This window comes from Lysinibacillus sp. GW247-5R2A (assembly GCF_059424475.1).
This window is the reverse complement of sequence record NZ_JBWKZL010000006.1, coordinates 94,354-111,680: the sequence shown is the minus strand read 5'-3', so window position 1 is coordinate 111,680 and position 17,327 is coordinate 94,354. Positions and strand designations below refer to the sequence as shown.

Sequence of the window (17,327 nt, the reverse complement as noted above, 5' to 3'; positions counted from 1 at the left end):
AGGAGGCAACAGAATGTCAAACAAAATTGTAGTTGAAAATGGCGTACTTAATGTACCAAATAATCCAGTAATTCCTTTCATCGAAGGTGATGGAATTGGTCCAGATATCTGGGCAGCAGCATCACGCGTAATCGACGCAGCAGTAGAAAAAGCTTATAACGGTGAAAAGAAAATTGAATGGTTAGAAGTTTTAGCTGGTGAAAAAGCATTTAACCAAACTGGTGAATGGTTACCACAAGAAACTTTAGACAAAATTAATGAATACTTAATTGCAATCAAAGGTCCTCTTACTACACCAATCGGTGGTGGTATCCGCTCTCTTAACGTAGCATTACGTCAACAACTTGACTTATATGTATGCTTACGCCCAGTACGTCACTTTGATGGAGTGCCTTCTCCAGTTAAACGCCCAGAAGACGTTGATATGGTTATCTTCCGTGAAAACACAGAAGACATCTACGCTGGTATTGAATTCGAATCTGGTTCAGAACAAGCTCAAAAAATCATCAACTTCCTACAATCTGAATTTGGTGTAAATCAAATCCGTTTCCCAGAAACTTCTGGTATCGGTGTTAAACCTGTATCTAAAGAAGGTACTGAGCGTTTAGTACGTTCTGCTATCGAATACGCAATTAAACATAAACGCCCATCTGTTACTTTAGTTCATAAAGGTAACATCATGAAATTCACTGAAGGTGGATTCAAAAAATGGGGTTATGAATTAGCAGAAAAAGAATTTGCTGATCAAACTTTCACATGGAACCAATACGATGCAATCAAAGCTGAACAAGGTGAAGAAGCAGCAAACAAAGCTCAATCTGATGCTTTAGCAGCTGGCAAAATCTTAGTAAAAGATTCTATCGCTGATATCTTCTTACAACAAATCTTAACTCGTCCAACTGAGTTCGATGTAGTAGCTACAATGAACTTAAATGGTGACTATATTTCTGATGCACTTGCTGCACAAGTTGGTGGTATCGGTATCGCTCCAGGAGCTAACATTAACTATGTTACTGGACATGCGATCTTCGAAGCTACTCACGGTACAGCTCCAAAATATGCTGGTTTAGATAAAGTAAACCCATCTTCAGTATTACTTTCAGGTGTATTAATGCTTGAACACTTAGGATGGCAAGAAGCTGCTGACATGATCACTAAATCTGTTGAGAATACAATTTCTTCTAAAGTTGTAACTTATGACTTCGCTCGTTTAATGGACGGCGCTACAGAAGTGAAATGTTCAGAATTCGCTAATGAGTTAATCAAAAACTTATAATTTTCTATTCTGATATAGAAATTTTCACGTAAAAGTATGCTTTTATATGCCGATATAATTAGGGTAAAAGTGAATTTTCGTTAAATAAAATATTTACGATGAACTTGTTTAATCGAGGGAGTGAGATGTATTTCTCCTCCCTCTTTTAAAATATATAACCCCATTTTAAAGGAGCGTATTCAAATGTCTCTGAAACGAAAAAAATTATCAGTAATCGGTGGAGGATTTACAGGTGCTACCGCAGCTTTTTTAGCAGCTCAGAAAGAACTTGGTGACGTTGTATTAGTAGATATCCCACAAGCAGAAAATCCTACAAAGGGAAAAGCTCTAGATATGTGGGAAGCAGCGCCAATACAAGGCTTTGATGCTTATGTAAAAGGTACATCAAATTATGCAGATACAGCTAATTCTGACGTAGTCATTATTACAGCTGGGGTAGCCCGTAAACCAGGTATGAGTCGTGATGATCTTGTACAAATCAACCAAGGCGTCATGAAAACAGTGTCCAAAGAGATTGCCGCACATTCACCAAATGCCACAATTATTGTCCTTACTAATCCAGTTGATGCCATGACCTATACAGTTTATAAGGAAACTGGTTTCCCAAAAAATCGTGTTATCGGTCAATCTGGAGTTCTTGATACGGCGCGCTTCTGTGCATTTGTTGCAGAAGAATTGAATGTCTCAGTAAAAGACATTACTGGTTTTGTATTAGGTGGTCATGGAGATACGATGGTGCCTTTAACACGTTATTCATTTGCAGGTGGTATTCCATTAGAAACATTGATCCCTGCTGAACGTCTAGAAGCTATCGTAGATCGCACTCGTAATGGTGGTGCAGAAATCGTTAACTTACTTGGAAACGGTTCTGCCTACTATGCACCTGCTGCAGCATTGATTGAAATGGCTGAAGCTATTATTAAAGATCAAAAGCGTATTCTACCATCTATTGCTTATTTAGAAGGTGAATATGGCTATAGCGATTTATATCTGGGTGTTCCTACATTACTTGGCGAAAATGGTATTGAAAAAATCTTTGAGCTTGAGTTAACAGACAAAGAAAAAGCAGCTTTAGACCAATCGGCAGATGCAGTACGCAACGTCATGAAAATTTTAGTGTAGATTAATGATGTCCGACTCAAGGTGCTTGCCGCCAGAGTCTTTAGGGCAGCATGTCGATCTCCCTATTTCAGCTATCGAAAAAAATATAAGCAATGTCTCAATATCTGAAGTTTCAATATCGGTACATGAGTATTTGCTGAATTAAGAAAACGAGTAGGTAATTCCTGCTCGTTTTTTTGTGCATAAGTGTGATAGGGTTAAGGTACTTCGGCTTTTCGTTGTACTTTTGGCATAAAATTGATACTATGAATGTAGTATGATAGAAAAGGGGTTGGCGTATCTTTGCTTCAAAAAAATAGTAAACTTGGTCTGACAATCGATGAAATTACAGTTGGCGAAAAGATCCATATAACTGAAAAGATTGAGGATAGAGATCTGTTGCTGTATTTAGGGCTCACGAACGATAGTAATCCACTTTATATTCAACATGATTATGCGGCGATGACACCTTTTGAAAAACCGATTGTCCCGACCATCATGTTAAATGGTATTATTACTTCAGCTGTGTCAAAGTATATTCCAGGACCAGGTGCACGAATTATTGAGCAACATTTAAAATATTTAGGGCCTCTCTATCATTATGAATTGTTTGATACGCTTTTAGAGGTAACAGAAGTCAATAAATACGAAAATACGATTACTGTGTCTGTACACTCTTATAATGAGCAAAAGCAGCTTGTGATTGAAGGTATGTTGTTGGTGACACCACCACTTGCATTATAGACGTCTTGAGGTTTGAAATGGGGGTTTCAAATCACTAACGGAGGCATTATATTATGACGAAAACGATATTAGTTATTGAAGATGAATTTTCAATTGCAACATTATTGAAATATAATTTAGAACAGGCTGGCTATTTAGTGGAAACAGCTGCAGATGGACAAGAAGGTCTGGAAAAAGCAATTGACATACAGCCTAATTTAATTCTGTTAGATTTGATGCTACCTAAACTAGATGGTATGGAAGTATGCAAACAAATACGCCAGCAGCGTATGAATACACCTATAATAATGTTAACAGCAAAAGATGACGAATTTGATAAAGTACTTGGTCTAGAATTAGGCGCAGATGATTATATGACTAAACCCTTTAGTCCACGGGAAGTATTAGCACGCGTTAAGGCAGTGTTAAGACGTTTTACTCAAAATGTTGTATCAGAGGAGAAAGATGAGCCTCAAGAGAAAATGTTTGAGTTTGGACAATTGCGTGTATTTCCAGAACGCTTTGAAGTCTTTTTACAAGATGAGGCACTGGAGTTTACGCCAAAGGAATTTGAATTACTCATTTACTTACTTGAAAATAAAAATCGTGTATTAACACGCGATCAGCTATTAAGTGCTGTATGGAAATATGATTTTGCTGGCGATACTCGAATTGTGGATGTTCATATAAGCCACCTTCGCGATAAGATTGAAGAAAATAGCCGTAAGCCGATGTTTATTAAAACAATTAGGGGGCTTGGCTATAAATTTGAGGAGCCGAAAACGTCATGAAATCAATGAGCAACCGCTTATTTTTGACATTCATGCTTTTACTTGGAACGATATTAGCTGTCCTAATGATTGTTATAGGTCAGCTTTTTCCTGTTTATATTAAGCAATACAATGAGGATGCAAATACTCATAAACAAGCATCAATGACTCAAGTAATAGATGAACGCAGGCTCCAGCTTTCAGAGGAAGATCAAGAAGCATTATTTGCATCACAGAGCTTAGATCTAGAGGATTCTTTGACATTTGTACGTGCCAAACTCTATATCATATTGGCCATTCTCTTCACGATTACCCTGATTTTAATTGGGATTGTCAGTCGCTATATGATACGGAATTTTACAGCACCAATCGATAATGTTACGGAAACGGCTCTTGAACTTGCAAAGGGGAACTATCGTGCACGTGCCCAGGAAAATGAATATGAACGTATGATTCCATTAAGTCATTCTATTAATATTTTGGCTCGTAATCTACAGGATATTACGACTGTTCGTGAAGTAGAGGAAGAGAGACTGAAAACGTTAATCGAAAATATGGGTAGCTCTCTCATGATGATTGGGCGTGAAGGCAATATTTCTATCGTGAATCGCGTATTTTTAGAACGTTTTGGAATGCAGATTGATGAAGTTCAGGGAAAGGTATTCCGGACAATTGGCTTACCAAAATCATTAGAGCAGTTTATCGATCACGTTTTTCTTACAGAGATGCCTTATCGACAGCAAATTAAAATGGAGATAAAGCAGGAGCTCTATAATAAAGAAGTATATGGAGCACCAGTTATTGGGGACCATGGACGATGGCTAGGCGTTGTTATTGTCATGCATGATATAACGGAGCTTGTCCGTTTAGAGCAAATTCGCAAAGATTTTGTTGCCAATGTATCCCATGAATTGCGAACACCTATTACCTCTATTAAAGGCTTTTCTGAAACCTTATTGGATGGTGCCTATAAAGACGAAAAAATGTTAATATCTTTCTTAGAAATTATTTATAAAGAGAGTAATCGTCTTCAAATGCTCATTCAGGATTTGTTAGAGCTTTCTAAAATTGAACAGCATGGCTTCACGGTCAACATTATGCCAATGGGCTTGCAGGATGTGCTGATTCGCGGAGCAGAGCTAACAGCGCCGCGATTAGATGAAAAAAATATGAGCTTTCAAGTGGATATTGACCGTGACGTACAAGTAATGGGAGATGCCAATCGTATTATTCAGATCGTGACGAATTTAATTACCAATGCAATCACCTACTCTCCAGAAAATACAACGGTGTCTATTCGTTTAAAGGAAAATGAAACGCATGGCATTATCGAAATTGAAGATCAAGGAATCGGAATTGAAAAGCATGAAATCGCCCGAGTCTTTGAGCGCTTTTACCGTGTTGATCGCGCACGAAGCCGAAATTCAGGTGGAACAGGCTTAGGCTTAGCAATTGTCAAGCATCTTGTAGAGGCCCATCATGGACGTATTCAAGTAGAAAGTGAAGTGGGCATAGGGACAACAATGATTGTGATGATTCCGAAAAATTAACAAATCCTTTACATGAACAAAATGTTACATTCATATTTGGGAACTATACTTATAACTAGAAACCCCCTTATATGATTGTTAAGACTATAAACTAAAAAATCGCGCTCACCATTTAATTTGGTGATGACAGATTTTTTAATAACTGTTTTATTTTCAACACAGAAGAATCTATTGTCTAATTATTAGGCACTAGATTCTTTTTCTGTTTTACAGAGAGGATAAATAGGTGTAAAGTATAGTAGCATAAAAGTTTACCATCAATCTGTAGTAGATTGTTGGTCAAACTAAAGCTTGAACAGTCAGTGAAATCATAACTTCTTTTCATTTGAATCGTGTTTTTCTGACTGTTAAAGCAGAGAAAAAAATGAGAGAAGGATGACCATGAAAATCGTCAAAAGTATCGTGCAAATCGGCTTTCTTTATTTCCTATTATTGATTGGGAATAGTATTGCACGCCTACTTCACTTGCCGATTCCAGGGAGCATAATAGGACTCGTTCTATTATTTTTACTTTTACAGTTTCATATTATTAAGCTTGAATGGATTGAGCTAGGGGCAGCATTATTACTAAGTGAACTCTTACTTTTCTTCATTCCATCTGCCATTGGAGTCATCGATTATGATGCATTATTCGGTGTGCAGGGCATGAAAGTTGTGTTGGTCATTGTTGGAAGCGCGATTATTGTGATGTTTGTAACGGGCTATACGGCACAATGGCTAGGGCGTCGAAAGAAGGGTGATGCAGTATGAGTTTATGGATAGCTTGTAGTAGCTTACTTGGGACAATTATTATTTTTTATATTTGTAAAATGATCTATAAGAAATATAAAAAGGAATGGCTGACACCTATGCTGGTGACGCCGATCGTTATTATTATCTTATTATTACTAACAGGCATACCGTATACAACTTATAATGCAGGAGCTAGTGTTTTAACGAATTTACTAGGACCAGCAACGGTTGCTTTTGCGGTTCCTATCTATAAAAATGTCAATTTATTAAAAAAACATGCCTTCGAAATCTTTATAAGTATTGCGGTTGGCTCCACAGTCGCCATTATTTCATCTTTTATAATGGCCTTAGTAGTAGGGTTAAACAATGAGCTTGTGCATAGTTTAGTGCCACGTTCAGTGACAACACCTATTGCAATGGACATTTCAAATATGATTGGAGGCTCTCCTACTTTAACAGCTGTCTTTGTTATGACGACAGGCATTTTAGGAAGCCTATTAGCACCTATTGTTATTAAAATATGTCGATTCCATAACCCATCGTCTAGAGGCTTAATGTTAGGAATGGGCGCGCATGGGGCAGGTACATCTAGAGCTTTTGAATTTGGTGAACTAGAGGGTACATTTGCCAGCTTAGCAATGATTGTTGCTGCTTTAATTAGCATTGTATTAACCACAACCATTTTCCCAGTCTTCGAACATCTAGTTATTAATATCCTGTTACCATAAAAGGTAGCAGGATTTTTTTATGCTAAATTCACTATATTTTGAAACTTTTTATAAAACTCTTCCGTACATAATAGTAATCAAAAAAAGGGAGGAACAGACATGAGTGTGAAAAGGACACTAATGATGGTTGGACTTGGGATTTTTGGAGTTATTGCACTTATTACCGTATTTACATCCTGGTACACAGTAGATGAATCAGAACAAGCGGTTGTCATTACATTTGGCCGTGCTGATGAAATGGTTACAAACCCAGGACTTCATTTTAAATTACCTTGGCCAGTTCAATCAGTTGAAATTTTATCGAAAGAAACGTTCAGTTTACAGTTTGGCTATAAGCAAAATAAGGCAGGAGAGCTAGAAGCTTATGATGCTGAGACAAAGATGATTACAGGAGATGAATATATTGTACTAACTGATCTTGTTGTACAATGGAAAATTACCGACCCTCGTAAATTTTTATTTAACGCACAAAGCCCCGAAGAAATTTTACATAGCGCCACATCAAGCGCCATTCGTTCAATTATTGGTAGCTCAACCATTGATGCAGCATTAACAGATGGGAAGGCTGAAATTGAAGCAAAAACACGTGATTTACTAGTGTCCTTAATCGAAAAATATGATATTGGTATTGGCGTATTAGGCGTGAAGTTACAAGACGTTGAATTACCAAACAAGGAAGTGCGTGCTGCCTTCACAGCAGTAACGGATGCACGTGAAACAAAGAATACAAAAACGAATGAAGCACAAAAGTATATGAATCAGCGTAAAAGTGAAGCTGAAGGTGAAAAAGATGCTATTATCTCCAAGGCACAAGGTGCGAAAACAGCACGTATCGAGCAAGCTCAAGGTGATGTAGCTGTCTTTAATAAGATGTATGAGCAATATAAAGGAAATCAACAAATTACACGAGAGCGATTAATTTTAGAAACACTTGAAAACGTCTTACCGAAGGCGCAACTATACATTATGAATGATGATGGCAGTACGATGAAGTACTTACCACTACAGCCATTACAGCCTCAGCAGGCACAATCAGATAAAAAAGAAGGGAGCAGTAATTAATGGACCAAAAAAATAAGGACCTTGACAAATTCCTCAATTTTTTATCAGGAAAAAGCAAAAAAGCGGCTCCAGCAGACAGTGATTCGGGAGACAATGTCGTGAAAATGGAGAAAAAAGGCCCGCTCAACCCTAAAAAGTACCTGTCTATCGTCATCACATTAACAGTTGTTTTTGCTACAGCTATCATTATCTTTGCGAATGTTTATATTGTGAAGGAATCTGAATATGCCGTTGTTCGCCAGTTTGGAGAAGTAGTGAAATTTGAACGAGATCCGGGCTTGAAAATGAAAATACCTTTTATTCAAAGTGTTACACGATTACCAAAAAATCAGATGACCTATAATATTTCAGAGGAAGAAATTAATACAAAGGATAAAAAAAGAATTATCATCGATAACTATGCTGTTTGGCGTATTACAGATCCAAAGGCATTAATATCGAATGCGGGTACACTTAGTAAGGCAGAGACTCGGATGGAGGAGTTTATTTACTCCGTCATAAGAACAGAGCTTGGCCAACTGCGATACGATGAAATTATTAATGATGAAAAATCTTCACGAGGAAGCATCAACGATCGTGTAACAGAGCGAGTTAATGAACTGTTACAAAACGACAAGTATGGTGTAGAAGTAGTGGATGTACGTATTCGTCGTACAGACTTACCGGCAGAAAATGAACAGTCTGTATTTACCCGCATGATTTCAGAGCGTGAATCAACGGCTCAATTATATCTTTCTGAAGGAGATGCAGATAAACGACGTATCGAAGCCCAAACGGATCAACAAGTGCAGGAAATGTTAGCTACAGCGAATAAGGAGGCATCCATTATTCAAGCTGAGGGAGAAGCAGAAGCTGCGAAAATATACAATAAATCATTCTCTCAAGATCCTGAATTTTACTCTTTATACCGTACGTTAGAATCCTATAAGAAAACGGTTGGAGAGGATACGGTCATTATTTTGCCAGCATCATCACCTTATGCAAAAATTTTATCTGGTTATTTAAAATAATAGTTAGCAAAGTCGTCTTTCCTATTAGGAAGGCGACTTTTTAGTTACTATGATAATTATAAATATCCCTACAATTGACTTGTTATATTGTGAAAATAATAGAAACATACAAATTTCTATTCCCCAACAGCCTATAATTTGATAGAATGATAATGTTTAAAAAGAACTGTTGGGGGTAATAGCTGTGAAATTGCGAATTAGCACTTGGCTCCAAAATGTAGGAATTGCTTGTAGTATAGCATCGTTATTGACTCTGTTCTTCCGCCTATCTGATTTTGCATGGATGACAAAGAGTGTTTATCATATACCTGTATTTTTTGTAAGTATCTTTTTAGTTAGTATTATTATTGCAAATGATGTAAGAAATCTGTTTAAAAGGTTGTTTTGGTATGAAAAACGTAAGATCAAGCGTCCTATTTGGCAAGTCGGTATTGGCTTCATTTTCTTTTTAGCTCAAATTAGTGCTGTAATGGTATTTAGTAAAGAGTTAACACAGCCACAACTGGGTGGAATGCCATTATTTTTAGTATTTGCCTTTATGAATGCATTTATCTTAACGATCATATATGAAGAAATTTTTCATCGAACAGCCAATCAATAATATCAATAATAGAACTTTCATTCACTGGGACTTTCTCTGCGAATGGGAGTTTTTTTACGTCTTATACGTTGAACACGAGGAAACCCATACTATCGAGGGCGAACAAGTTACTTCAATAATATACAGTGATTCTGTGACAGGACATGACCTGCTACTAGGTTGAAATGCAATAGTGATGGATAGCATGTTAAAAGTGACGGATAGCGAGCCAAAAGTGACGGATAAAACCGAGAAAGTGACGGATAGCGAGCCGAAAGTGACGGATAGCGAGTCAAAAGTAGCGGATTACCTTAGGGAGGATCCGTCTGCTTTTTTTACTTGAAATGTATTGTTATGATAAAGTAGAAGGAAGTAGAAGACAACGCAGGAGGATAATATAATGACAAAGGAAAAATTACTATTATTGGACGGTAATAGTTTAGCATATCGCGCGTTTTTTGCGTTGCCATTGTTGACGAATCATAGTGGTATTCATACGAATGCTGTATACGGCTTTACAACGATGCTACAAAGAATATTAGAGGAAGAGCAACCAACGCAAATATTAGTGGCATTTGATGCTGGAAAAACAACTTTCCGCCATGAAACCTTTACAGAATATAAAGGTGGACGACAAAAGACCCCACCAGAATTATCAGAGCAATTCCCTTATATACGCAAGCTAATTGATGCTTATGGAATTAAGCAATATGAGCAAGACCTATACGAAGCGGATGATATTATTGGGACGCTGGCAAAAGAGGCTTCTTCACAGGATATGGATGTTATTATCGTATCTGGAGACCGCGATTTAACACAGCTTGCGACAGAGCAAGTAACGGTTTATATTACGAAAAAAGGGATTACGGAAATTGAGAGAAACACGCCAGCCTTTATTGCCGAAAAGTACGGGTTAACGCCCCTACAAATTATTGATATGAAAGGCTTAATGGGGGATTCTTCAGATAATATTCCCGGTGTGCCAGGTGTTGGTGAAAAGACGGCTGTCAAACTATTAAAAGAGCATGGCTCCGTTGAGGCACTTTACGAGGCGATGGATACATTGAAAGCTTCTAAGATGAAAGAAAAGCTGGTAGCCAATGAAGAGCAGGCTAAGATGAGCAAGAAGCTGGCAACGATTTTTACAGATGCCCCAATTACCATTTCACTAACTGATCTCGCGTACCATGGACCGAATGAAGAAGAATTGATCAATGTATGGCGTGAGCTTGGCTTTAAATCACTGCTCGAGAAAAGTGATTTTACTGTGCAGGAGCAAGAGCAAGCACCTTTTGATTTTGAACAAGTGCAAGAAGTACGACAAGAAGACTTGCAAGATGTGATGGCTGTACATGTTGAGCTAGAGAATGAACATTACCACACTTGTGCGCTACTTGGAATGGCCCTATCTGATGGGACCAAGACTCAATACATTCCGTTTGACATTGCGGCAAAATCAGATATATTACGTCGCTGGTTAGAGGACTCCTCAAAAATAAAATATATGTCTGATTCCAAGGCGTCTCAAGCAGCATTAAAACGAGCAGGTATTCAATTAGCTGGCGTTGATTTTGATTTAGTGCTTGCCTCGTATATTAATAATCCTGGACTTAGTGGGGATGATGTTGCCACTCTTGCAAGGGAGCTTGGGTATTATGATGTACAAGCTGATGAAACGGTCTATGGCAAGGGAGCCAAACGTGCTATACCTGACATAGATAAGCTTGCACAGCATGTTAGCCGAAAAGCTTATGCTGTCTGGTCATTACAGCCGAAGCTAGAGGCATTATTAAAGGAAAATGAACAATTTGATCTTTATAAAGACTTGGAATTGCCACTGGCAGCCATTTTAGGTGAGATGGAAAGTGAAGGCATTACCGTTAACCGTGCTACGCTAGAAAAGATGGGCCAAGAGCTTAATGAAAAGCTTGTTGTGCTTGAACAAGAAATTTATGCGGAGGCAGGAGAAACGTTTAATATCAATTCACCAAAACAATTAGGTGTTATTTTATTCGATAAATTAGGTCTACCTGTTATTAAAAAAACGAAGACGGGCTATTCAACGGCTGCTGATGTATTAGAGAAGTTAAAATCTGAGCATGCCATTATTGAATATATTCTGTTATATCGTCAGCTTGGTAAATTACAGTCTACTTATATTGAAGGGCTGCTAAAGGAAATCCATGAAAAGGATAGCAAGGTGCATACTCGTTTCCAACAAGCATTAACCGCTACAGGACGACTAAGCTCAACAGATCCAAATTTACAAAACATCCCTATCCGTTTAGAGGAGGGACGTAAAATCCGTCAAGCATTTGTTCCTTCAAATGAGGATTGGATACTGTTTTCAGCGGACTATTCGCAAATCGAATTGCGGGTACTCGCACATATGTCGGAGGATAAAAACCTTGTAGAGGCATTCCGTGAAGGGATGGACGTTCATACACGAACAGCAATGGACGTATTCCATGTATCTGAAGATGAAGTTGATAGTAATATGCGTCGTGCAGCGAAGGCTGTTAACTTTGGCATTGTTTATGGTATCAGTGATTATGGTCTATCACAAAATTTAGATATTACCCGTAAGGAAGCGGCAACGTTTATCGAGAAATATTTCGCTAGTTTCCCTGGTGTTAAACAATATATGGAAGATATTGTGCAAAATGCGAAGTTCAATGGCTATGTTACAACAATTTTAAATAGACGTCGTTATTTACCAGATATTACGAGCTCAAACTTTAATTTAAGAAGCTTTGCTGAGCGTACGGCGATGAATACCCCGATTCAGGGAAGTGCTGCGGATATTATTAAAAAAGCGATGATTGATATGGATGCTCGACTAAAAAAGGAAAATATGCAGGCGAAGCTACTTTTACAAGTGCATGATGAGTTAATCTTTGAAGCACCTAAGGGAGAGATTGCGTTGCTAGAAAAAATTGTGCCAGAGGTAATGGAAAATGCAATCGAGCTTTCCGTACCACTAAGAGTAGATTTTAACCATGGTTCAACATGGTATGAAGCAAAATAAGGAGGGGTTCAAATGCCTGAATTACCAGAGGTAGAAGGTGTCGTCCAGGCATTGAAGCCAAAGGTTGAAGGACGTACAATTCAACATGTACAGCTATCTGAAAGGGTACACTTTTCTTTTAGTGAGGGGAAACAATGTATTGTTAAGCAAGCAGAGCCTGATGCATTTGAATTAACGTTGTCTGAAATGACGATTACAAACATTGAACGACGTGCGAAATATATTTTCTTTCACTTATTGAAAGATGAGGTTCCTTATGTACTTGTTAGTCACTTAGGAATGACAGGGGCATGGTTTGTTGTGAATTCACCAGAAGACATCGATGAAGCAAAATTCCAAAAGCATATCCATGCTACATTTAAAATGGCTGATGGTGGTTACTTAATTTATTCGGATATACGACGCTTTGGTGAATTGCGATTTTTGGCAAAAATTGAAGATCATATACCATTAACAAAAATGGCGCCAGAGCCGTTTGATGATTTAGCGTGTGATTTTTTTATAACAAAATCAACATTACCGAAATATGTGAATAAAGCCGTAAAAGAAGTGATTATGGATGGGCAAGTCGTTTCGGGCTGTGGCAATATTTATGCAACGGAGGCGCTGTTTGCTCAAAGAATTCATCCTGCTCGAAAAATGAACCGTATCAGTGAGAAGCGTAAACGAGCACTATTTGAGGAGATCGTTGCTGTTTTGCGTCAAAGTATTGAAGCAGGTGGTTCAACCATCTCTGATTATCGAAATATTAATGGGGAAGCTGGGAGCATGCAGAATCGTTTGAAAATGTATGGGAAAAAGATATGCCCAGCATGTGAAACGGCGACAAGTCAGATGACGATTGGTGGGCGAACATCGGTTTTTTGCCCAAATTGTCAACATTAAAGGGGATTTAACAATGATTATCGGACTTACAGGAAGTATTGCAAGCGGAAAAAGTACAGTAGCAAAAATGATGCTCGAACTAGGATTGCCGATTGTTGATGCAGATATTGTAGCGCGAGATGTCGTCGAGCCAGGAACGGAGACACTGGCATTTATTGCAGAAAACTTCGGCCAAGATATTTTACTAGAGGATGGCAATTTAAATCGGACAATGCTTGGAGATATTATTTTTCATGAGCCTGCCAAACGCAAAATTTTAAATGATATTATGCATCCGGCCATTAGAAAGGAAATGCTACGACAACGCGATGCCTATTTAGAAGGTGGCCATGAGCATGTTGTCATGGATATTCCCCTGTTATTTGAAAGTAAGCTTCAGCATTTTGTAGAGCGTATCATTGTAGTGTCGGTAAGTGAAGAGGTTCAGCTTCGACGCTTAATGGAACGCAATCAATTATCAAAAGAGGATGCCTTAGCACGCATGCACTCACAGTTGCCTATGTCTGTCAAAGAAAAGGGAGCTCATGCGGTCATTTATAATAATGAAAATCTGGAAAATACAGAGGAACAATTAAAGAAAATTCTAGCTTTCTGGGATGTAATTTAAAGTGTTTCAAGCTGAAAATGTGTAGCAAGTAAATCTTGCTACACATTTTTTTATGGGCAAATGCCATAATAAAAGATAATTTTTCAGAAAATAAGAACTTTTATAATATGACTATTTAATGTTCATCTTTTTTAAAATTGTGTTATACTAATCACCATAAAGTATATAATTAATCTGAGTATGTACTCACAGGAGGATTTTTAAATGACAGTATCAATTGCTATTAATGGTTTCGGACGTATCGGACGTATGGTTTTCCGCCAAGCGATCGTACAAGAAAATTTAAATATTGTTGCTATTAACGCTAGCTATCCAGCAGAAACGTTAGCACATTTGATTAAGTATGACACAAATCACGGAACATTTGAAGGTACAGTAGAACCAGCAGGCGATGCTTTAGTTGTAAATGGCAAACGTGTTCAAATTATTAGAGAACGCGATCCATTAAAATTACCTTGGACTACAATGGGTGTTGATATCGTTATCGAAGCTACAGGTAAATTTAATGAACGTGATAAAGCAGCAATGCACTTAGAAGCTGGCGCGAAAAAAGTTATCTTAACAGCACCTGGTAAAAACGAAGATGTAACAATTGTTTTAGGTGTGAATGATGACAAACTTGATATTGCTAAACATGATGTAATTTCAAACGCTTCTTGTACAACAAACTGCTTAGCACCAGTAGCGAAAGTGTTAAATGATACATTTGGTATTGATAATGGTTTAATGACAACTGTTCATGCTTATACAAACGATCAAAAGAACTTAGATAATCCACATAAAGATTTACGTCGTGCACGTGGGTGTGCACAATCAATTATTCCTACATCTACAGGCGCTGCCAAAGCATTAAAATTAGTTTTACCTGAGTTAGAAGGTAAAATTCATGGTATGGCACTTCGAGTTCCAACACCCAATGTTTCTTTGGTTGACCTTGTAGTAGATTTAAATACAGATGTAACAGTGGACGCTGTTAATGCAGCATTCGTAAAAGCTGTAACAGAAGGTCCAATGAAAGGCATTTTAAATTTCTCAGTTGAACCACTAGTATCTTCTGATTACAACACAACGACTTACTCATCAACAGTTGATGGACTTTCCACAATGGTATTAGGTAACCGTAAAGTGAAAGTACTTGCTTGGTATGACAATGAGTGGGGTTACTCTGCACGCGTTGTTGACCTAGTGAAAAAAGTGGCTAATGCATTAGAAACGGTAAACGCATAATATTTTCATTTTGAGCACATTGAAATCTAACTGGTTTCAATGTGCTTTTTTTAAAAAACTTTCCTTGTACTTTAGGTGCTTTAGGTTTATCATGAGCTCACTACGTGAATGCACTTTTCTTATATGTAGGAAATTTGTTATAATAGAAATATTAAATTGTTGTAAACCAGGAGAGTAATTATATGAGATGTCCATCTTGCCAATTTAACGGAACGCGTGTTGTGGATTCGAGGCCAGTAGATGATAATAAAGAAATTCGTAGACGTCGTGAATGTGAGTCATGTGGCTTCCGTTTTACAACGTTTGAAAAAATTGAAGAGACCCCATTAGTTGTAGTGAAAAAAGAAGGTTCACGAGAGGAATTTAGCCGTGAAAAGGTACTTCGTGGACTTATTCGTGCCTGTGAGAAACGCCCAGTTGCGCTTGATATACTGGAGCAGCTTGTCCTATCAATTGAAAAAGATCTTCGTCGTATAGGAAATTCAGAAGTACGCTCAGAAGATGTCGGTGAATTGGTAATGGATCGCTTAGCCAAAATTGATGAGGTGGCGTATGTCCGTTTTGCATCGGTCTACCGACAGTTTAAGGATATCAATGTCTTTATCGAGGAGATTAAAGATATTATTCAACGTCAAACGGAGCAGAAATCATAGAAAATAGAGAGGATGAATGACGTTGATTCATTTATTTAAGGAATTGCAGCCTGGCGATCCTTTTGACATTCGTCTACCTCATGCATTTTCTACTCAAGAGCGTCAATTAGTAACATTATTCTATCAACCGTTAACGGGCTCAGACCCTATAAGCCTTTATTTAACTTTATGGGCAGAAGCAGAGCAGATACCAAAGCCGCAAATGACACATTATTATTTAATGAATGTGCTCGGGCTGCCTATTGGTAAAGTGTTTGAGGCGCGTATAGCCCTTGAAGCGATTGGTTTACTACGTACATGGAAAAAAGAAAATGCTGGTGAGCGAAGTTTTTTATATGAGCTGCAGCGCCCATTAGATGCGGAAAGCTTTATGAAAGACCCGTTGTTATCGATGTTTTTATTTAGCAAAATTGGAGAGCAGGCATATCGTAATTTACGGCAACGTTTTATATCCCCTGTGAGGGACGCGGATTTTAAAGATGTATCTCGTGCCTTTATAGATGTCTATAAGCCCGTTCATTCCAATATTCCATCAGATTTACAAGTGGATACGAATCGTAAGGATAAACAACAAAGGGTGTATCCTTTTTATTTGGAGCAATTTGACTTCGATCTGTTGAAAGCAGGTTTATCTGAGCAATTGGTGCCATCCAATTTACTGACATTAGAAGTTCGTGAGGCTATTGCTAAGCTGGCATTTTTATATCATTTAACAGCGCTTGATATGCAAAAAGTAGTGATTCTTGCTTTAGACGATGATTTAGGGATTTCACAGGAGCGCTTACGCAAGGCAGCTGCTGATTTCTACAAGTTAACAATGTCAAAAGAGCCCCCCAAAATAGCGAGAGTTAGCGAGCCGTTGCCAGTGGAAGAAACCGGACAAAAATCGAAGGATCAGGAGTTACAACACTATTTAGAGACTACGGCTCCTATTCAAGTATTGCGTGACATTAATAATGGGAAAGAACCTTTGCAAACATCTGTGCAACTTGCAGAAAGTTTAATTGTGCAGCATGGCATGCCGATTGGGGTAGTCAATGCGTTACTTGAGTATGTTATGTTAACAACGGATATGAAGTTACCTAAAAAATATGTGGAAACAATTGCGGATCATTGGGTGCGTAAAAATATCCAAACTGCTAAAGAAGCAATGGAACTTGCACGCCAAGAGCATGATAAATATACAACTTGGAAAAACAAACCTCAAACATCCACTAAAACAAGCCAGCGAGCTAAGGGACGTTCAGGACATCAACGAGAAGAAAAAGTCCCCGAGTGGTTTTATAAACGTGATGAGAAACAAGAGGAAAGTACTTCTAGCACGATAGATTTTGAAAAAGAACGTCAAAAAATATTAGAGATGCTGGGGAAAAGTGAATAGTAAAGAAGGTGAGC

At 38.0% G+C, this 17,327-nt stretch carries 17 protein-coding genes; all 17 read left to right on the top strand.

Features of this window, described 5'->3' with window-relative positions; all coding sequences use genetic code 11:
* Positions 1 to 13 precede the first annotated feature (13 nt).
* The 17 genes from icd to AC07YC_RS11000 all read left to right on the top strand — a co-directional run bounded on the left by icd (position 14) and on the right by AC07YC_RS11000 (position 17,313).
* Complete coding sequence (icd, locus tag AC07YC_RS11080) at positions 14 to 1,276, top strand: NADP-dependent isocitrate dehydrogenase (protein ID WP_025114483.1); 1,263 nt, start codon at positions 14 to 16, stop codon at positions 1,274 to 1,276.
* Positions 1,277 to 1,459: 183 nt separating this feature from the next.
* Positions 1,460 to 2,398, top strand: a complete 939-nt coding sequence (gene mdh, locus AC07YC_RS11075) for a malate dehydrogenase (RefSeq protein WP_008176851.1) — start codon at positions 1,460 to 1,462, stop codon at positions 2,396 to 2,398.
* Between the two features lie 282 nt (positions 2,399 to 2,680).
* A complete protein-coding gene (locus AC07YC_RS11070) occupies positions 2,681 to 3,121 on the top strand; it encodes a MaoC/PaaZ C-terminal domain-containing protein (RefSeq protein WP_336635410.1) in 441 nt (146 codons plus the stop codon).
* Between the two features lie 53 nt (positions 3,122 to 3,174).
* Entirely contained in the window at positions 3,175 to 3,891 is a 717-nt protein-coding gene (locus AC07YC_RS11065; RefSeq protein ID WP_324728880.1) for a response regulator transcription factor, read from the top strand.
* Positions 3,888 to 5,420 (top strand): two-component system histidine kinase PnpS, encoded by a 1,533-nt coding sequence (pnpS, locus tag AC07YC_RS11060; RefSeq protein WP_336635411.1) that lies wholly within the window; start codon positions 3,888 to 3,890, stop codon positions 5,418 to 5,420. The genes AC07YC_RS11065 and pnpS overlap by 4 nt, the downstream gene beginning before the upstream one ends.
* A 381-nt stretch (positions 5,421 to 5,801) precedes the next feature.
* On the top strand, positions 5,802 to 6,170 hold the full coding sequence (locus AC07YC_RS11055; RefSeq protein WP_036119530.1) for a CidA/LrgA family holin-like protein: 369 nt from the start codon (positions 5,802 to 5,804) through the stop codon (positions 6,168 to 6,170).
* Positions 6,167 to 6,880: an LrgB family protein gene (locus AC07YC_RS11050; RefSeq protein WP_336635412.1), complete on the top strand. Its 714-nt coding sequence runs from the start codon at positions 6,167 to 6,169 to the stop codon at positions 6,878 to 6,880. Before AC07YC_RS11055 ends, AC07YC_RS11050 begins: the two co-directional genes overlap by 4 nt.
* Positions 6,881 to 6,979: 99 nt before the next feature.
* A complete protein-coding gene (gene hflK, locus AC07YC_RS11045) occupies positions 6,980 to 7,942 on the top strand; it encodes an FtsH protease activity modulator HflK (protein WP_494919378.1) in 963 nt (320 codons plus the stop codon).
* Positions 7,942 to 8,952 carry a protease modulator HflC gene (gene hflC / locus AC07YC_RS11040; RefSeq protein WP_494919377.1) on the top strand — a complete coding sequence of 337 codons (1,011 nt, stop codon included), beginning with the start codon at positions 7,942 to 7,944 and terminating at the stop codon, positions 8,950 to 8,952. Before hflK ends, hflC begins: the two co-directional genes overlap by 1 nt.
* 184 nt (positions 8,953 to 9,136) lie before the next feature.
* Positions 9,137 to 9,553, top strand: a complete 417-nt coding sequence (locus tag AC07YC_RS11035) for a DNA polymerase I (RefSeq protein ID WP_336635414.1) — start codon at positions 9,137 to 9,139, stop codon at positions 9,551 to 9,553.
* A gap of 175 nt (positions 9,554 to 9,728) precedes the next feature.
* Positions 9,729 to 9,875, top strand: coding sequence for a hypothetical protein (locus tag AC07YC_RS11030; RefSeq protein ID WP_494919375.1), 147 nt, complete (start codon positions 9,729 to 9,731; stop codon positions 9,873 to 9,875).
* A gap of 57 nt (positions 9,876 to 9,932) precedes the next feature.
* Positions 9,933 to 12,560, top strand: a complete 2,628-nt coding sequence (gene polA, locus AC07YC_RS11025) for a DNA polymerase I (protein ID WP_494919374.1) — start codon at positions 9,933 to 9,935, stop codon at positions 12,558 to 12,560.
* A 12-nt stretch (positions 12,561 to 12,572) separates the two neighbouring features.
* Positions 12,573 to 13,445: a bifunctional DNA-formamidopyrimidine glycosylase/DNA-(apurinic or apyrimidinic site) lyase gene (gene mutM / locus AC07YC_RS11020; RefSeq protein WP_494919373.1), complete on the top strand. Its 873-nt coding sequence runs from the start codon at positions 12,573 to 12,575 to the stop codon at positions 13,443 to 13,445.
* A 13-nt stretch (positions 13,446 to 13,458) separates the two neighbouring features.
* A complete protein-coding gene (coaE, locus tag AC07YC_RS11015) occupies positions 13,459 to 14,052 on the top strand; it encodes a dephospho-CoA kinase (protein WP_336635417.1) in 594 nt (197 codons plus the stop codon).
* Between the two features lie 204 nt (positions 14,053 to 14,256).
* Complete coding sequence (locus AC07YC_RS11010; protein WP_494919372.1) at positions 14,257 to 15,279, top strand: glyceraldehyde-3-phosphate dehydrogenase; 1,023 nt, start codon at positions 14,257 to 14,259, stop codon at positions 15,277 to 15,279.
* A 182-nt stretch (positions 15,280 to 15,461) separates the two neighbouring features.
* Positions 15,462 to 15,932 carry a transcriptional regulator NrdR gene (gene nrdR, locus AC07YC_RS11005; protein WP_008176873.1) on the top strand — a complete coding sequence of 157 codons (471 nt, stop codon included), beginning with the start codon at positions 15,462 to 15,464 and terminating at the stop codon, positions 15,930 to 15,932.
* Between the two features lie 16 nt (positions 15,933 to 15,948).
* On the top strand, positions 15,949 to 17,313 hold the full coding sequence (locus tag AC07YC_RS11000; RefSeq protein WP_494919371.1) for a replication initiation and membrane attachment family protein: 1,365 nt from the start codon (positions 15,949 to 15,951) through the stop codon (positions 17,311 to 17,313).
* Positions 17,314 to 17,327 lie beyond the last annotated feature (14 nt).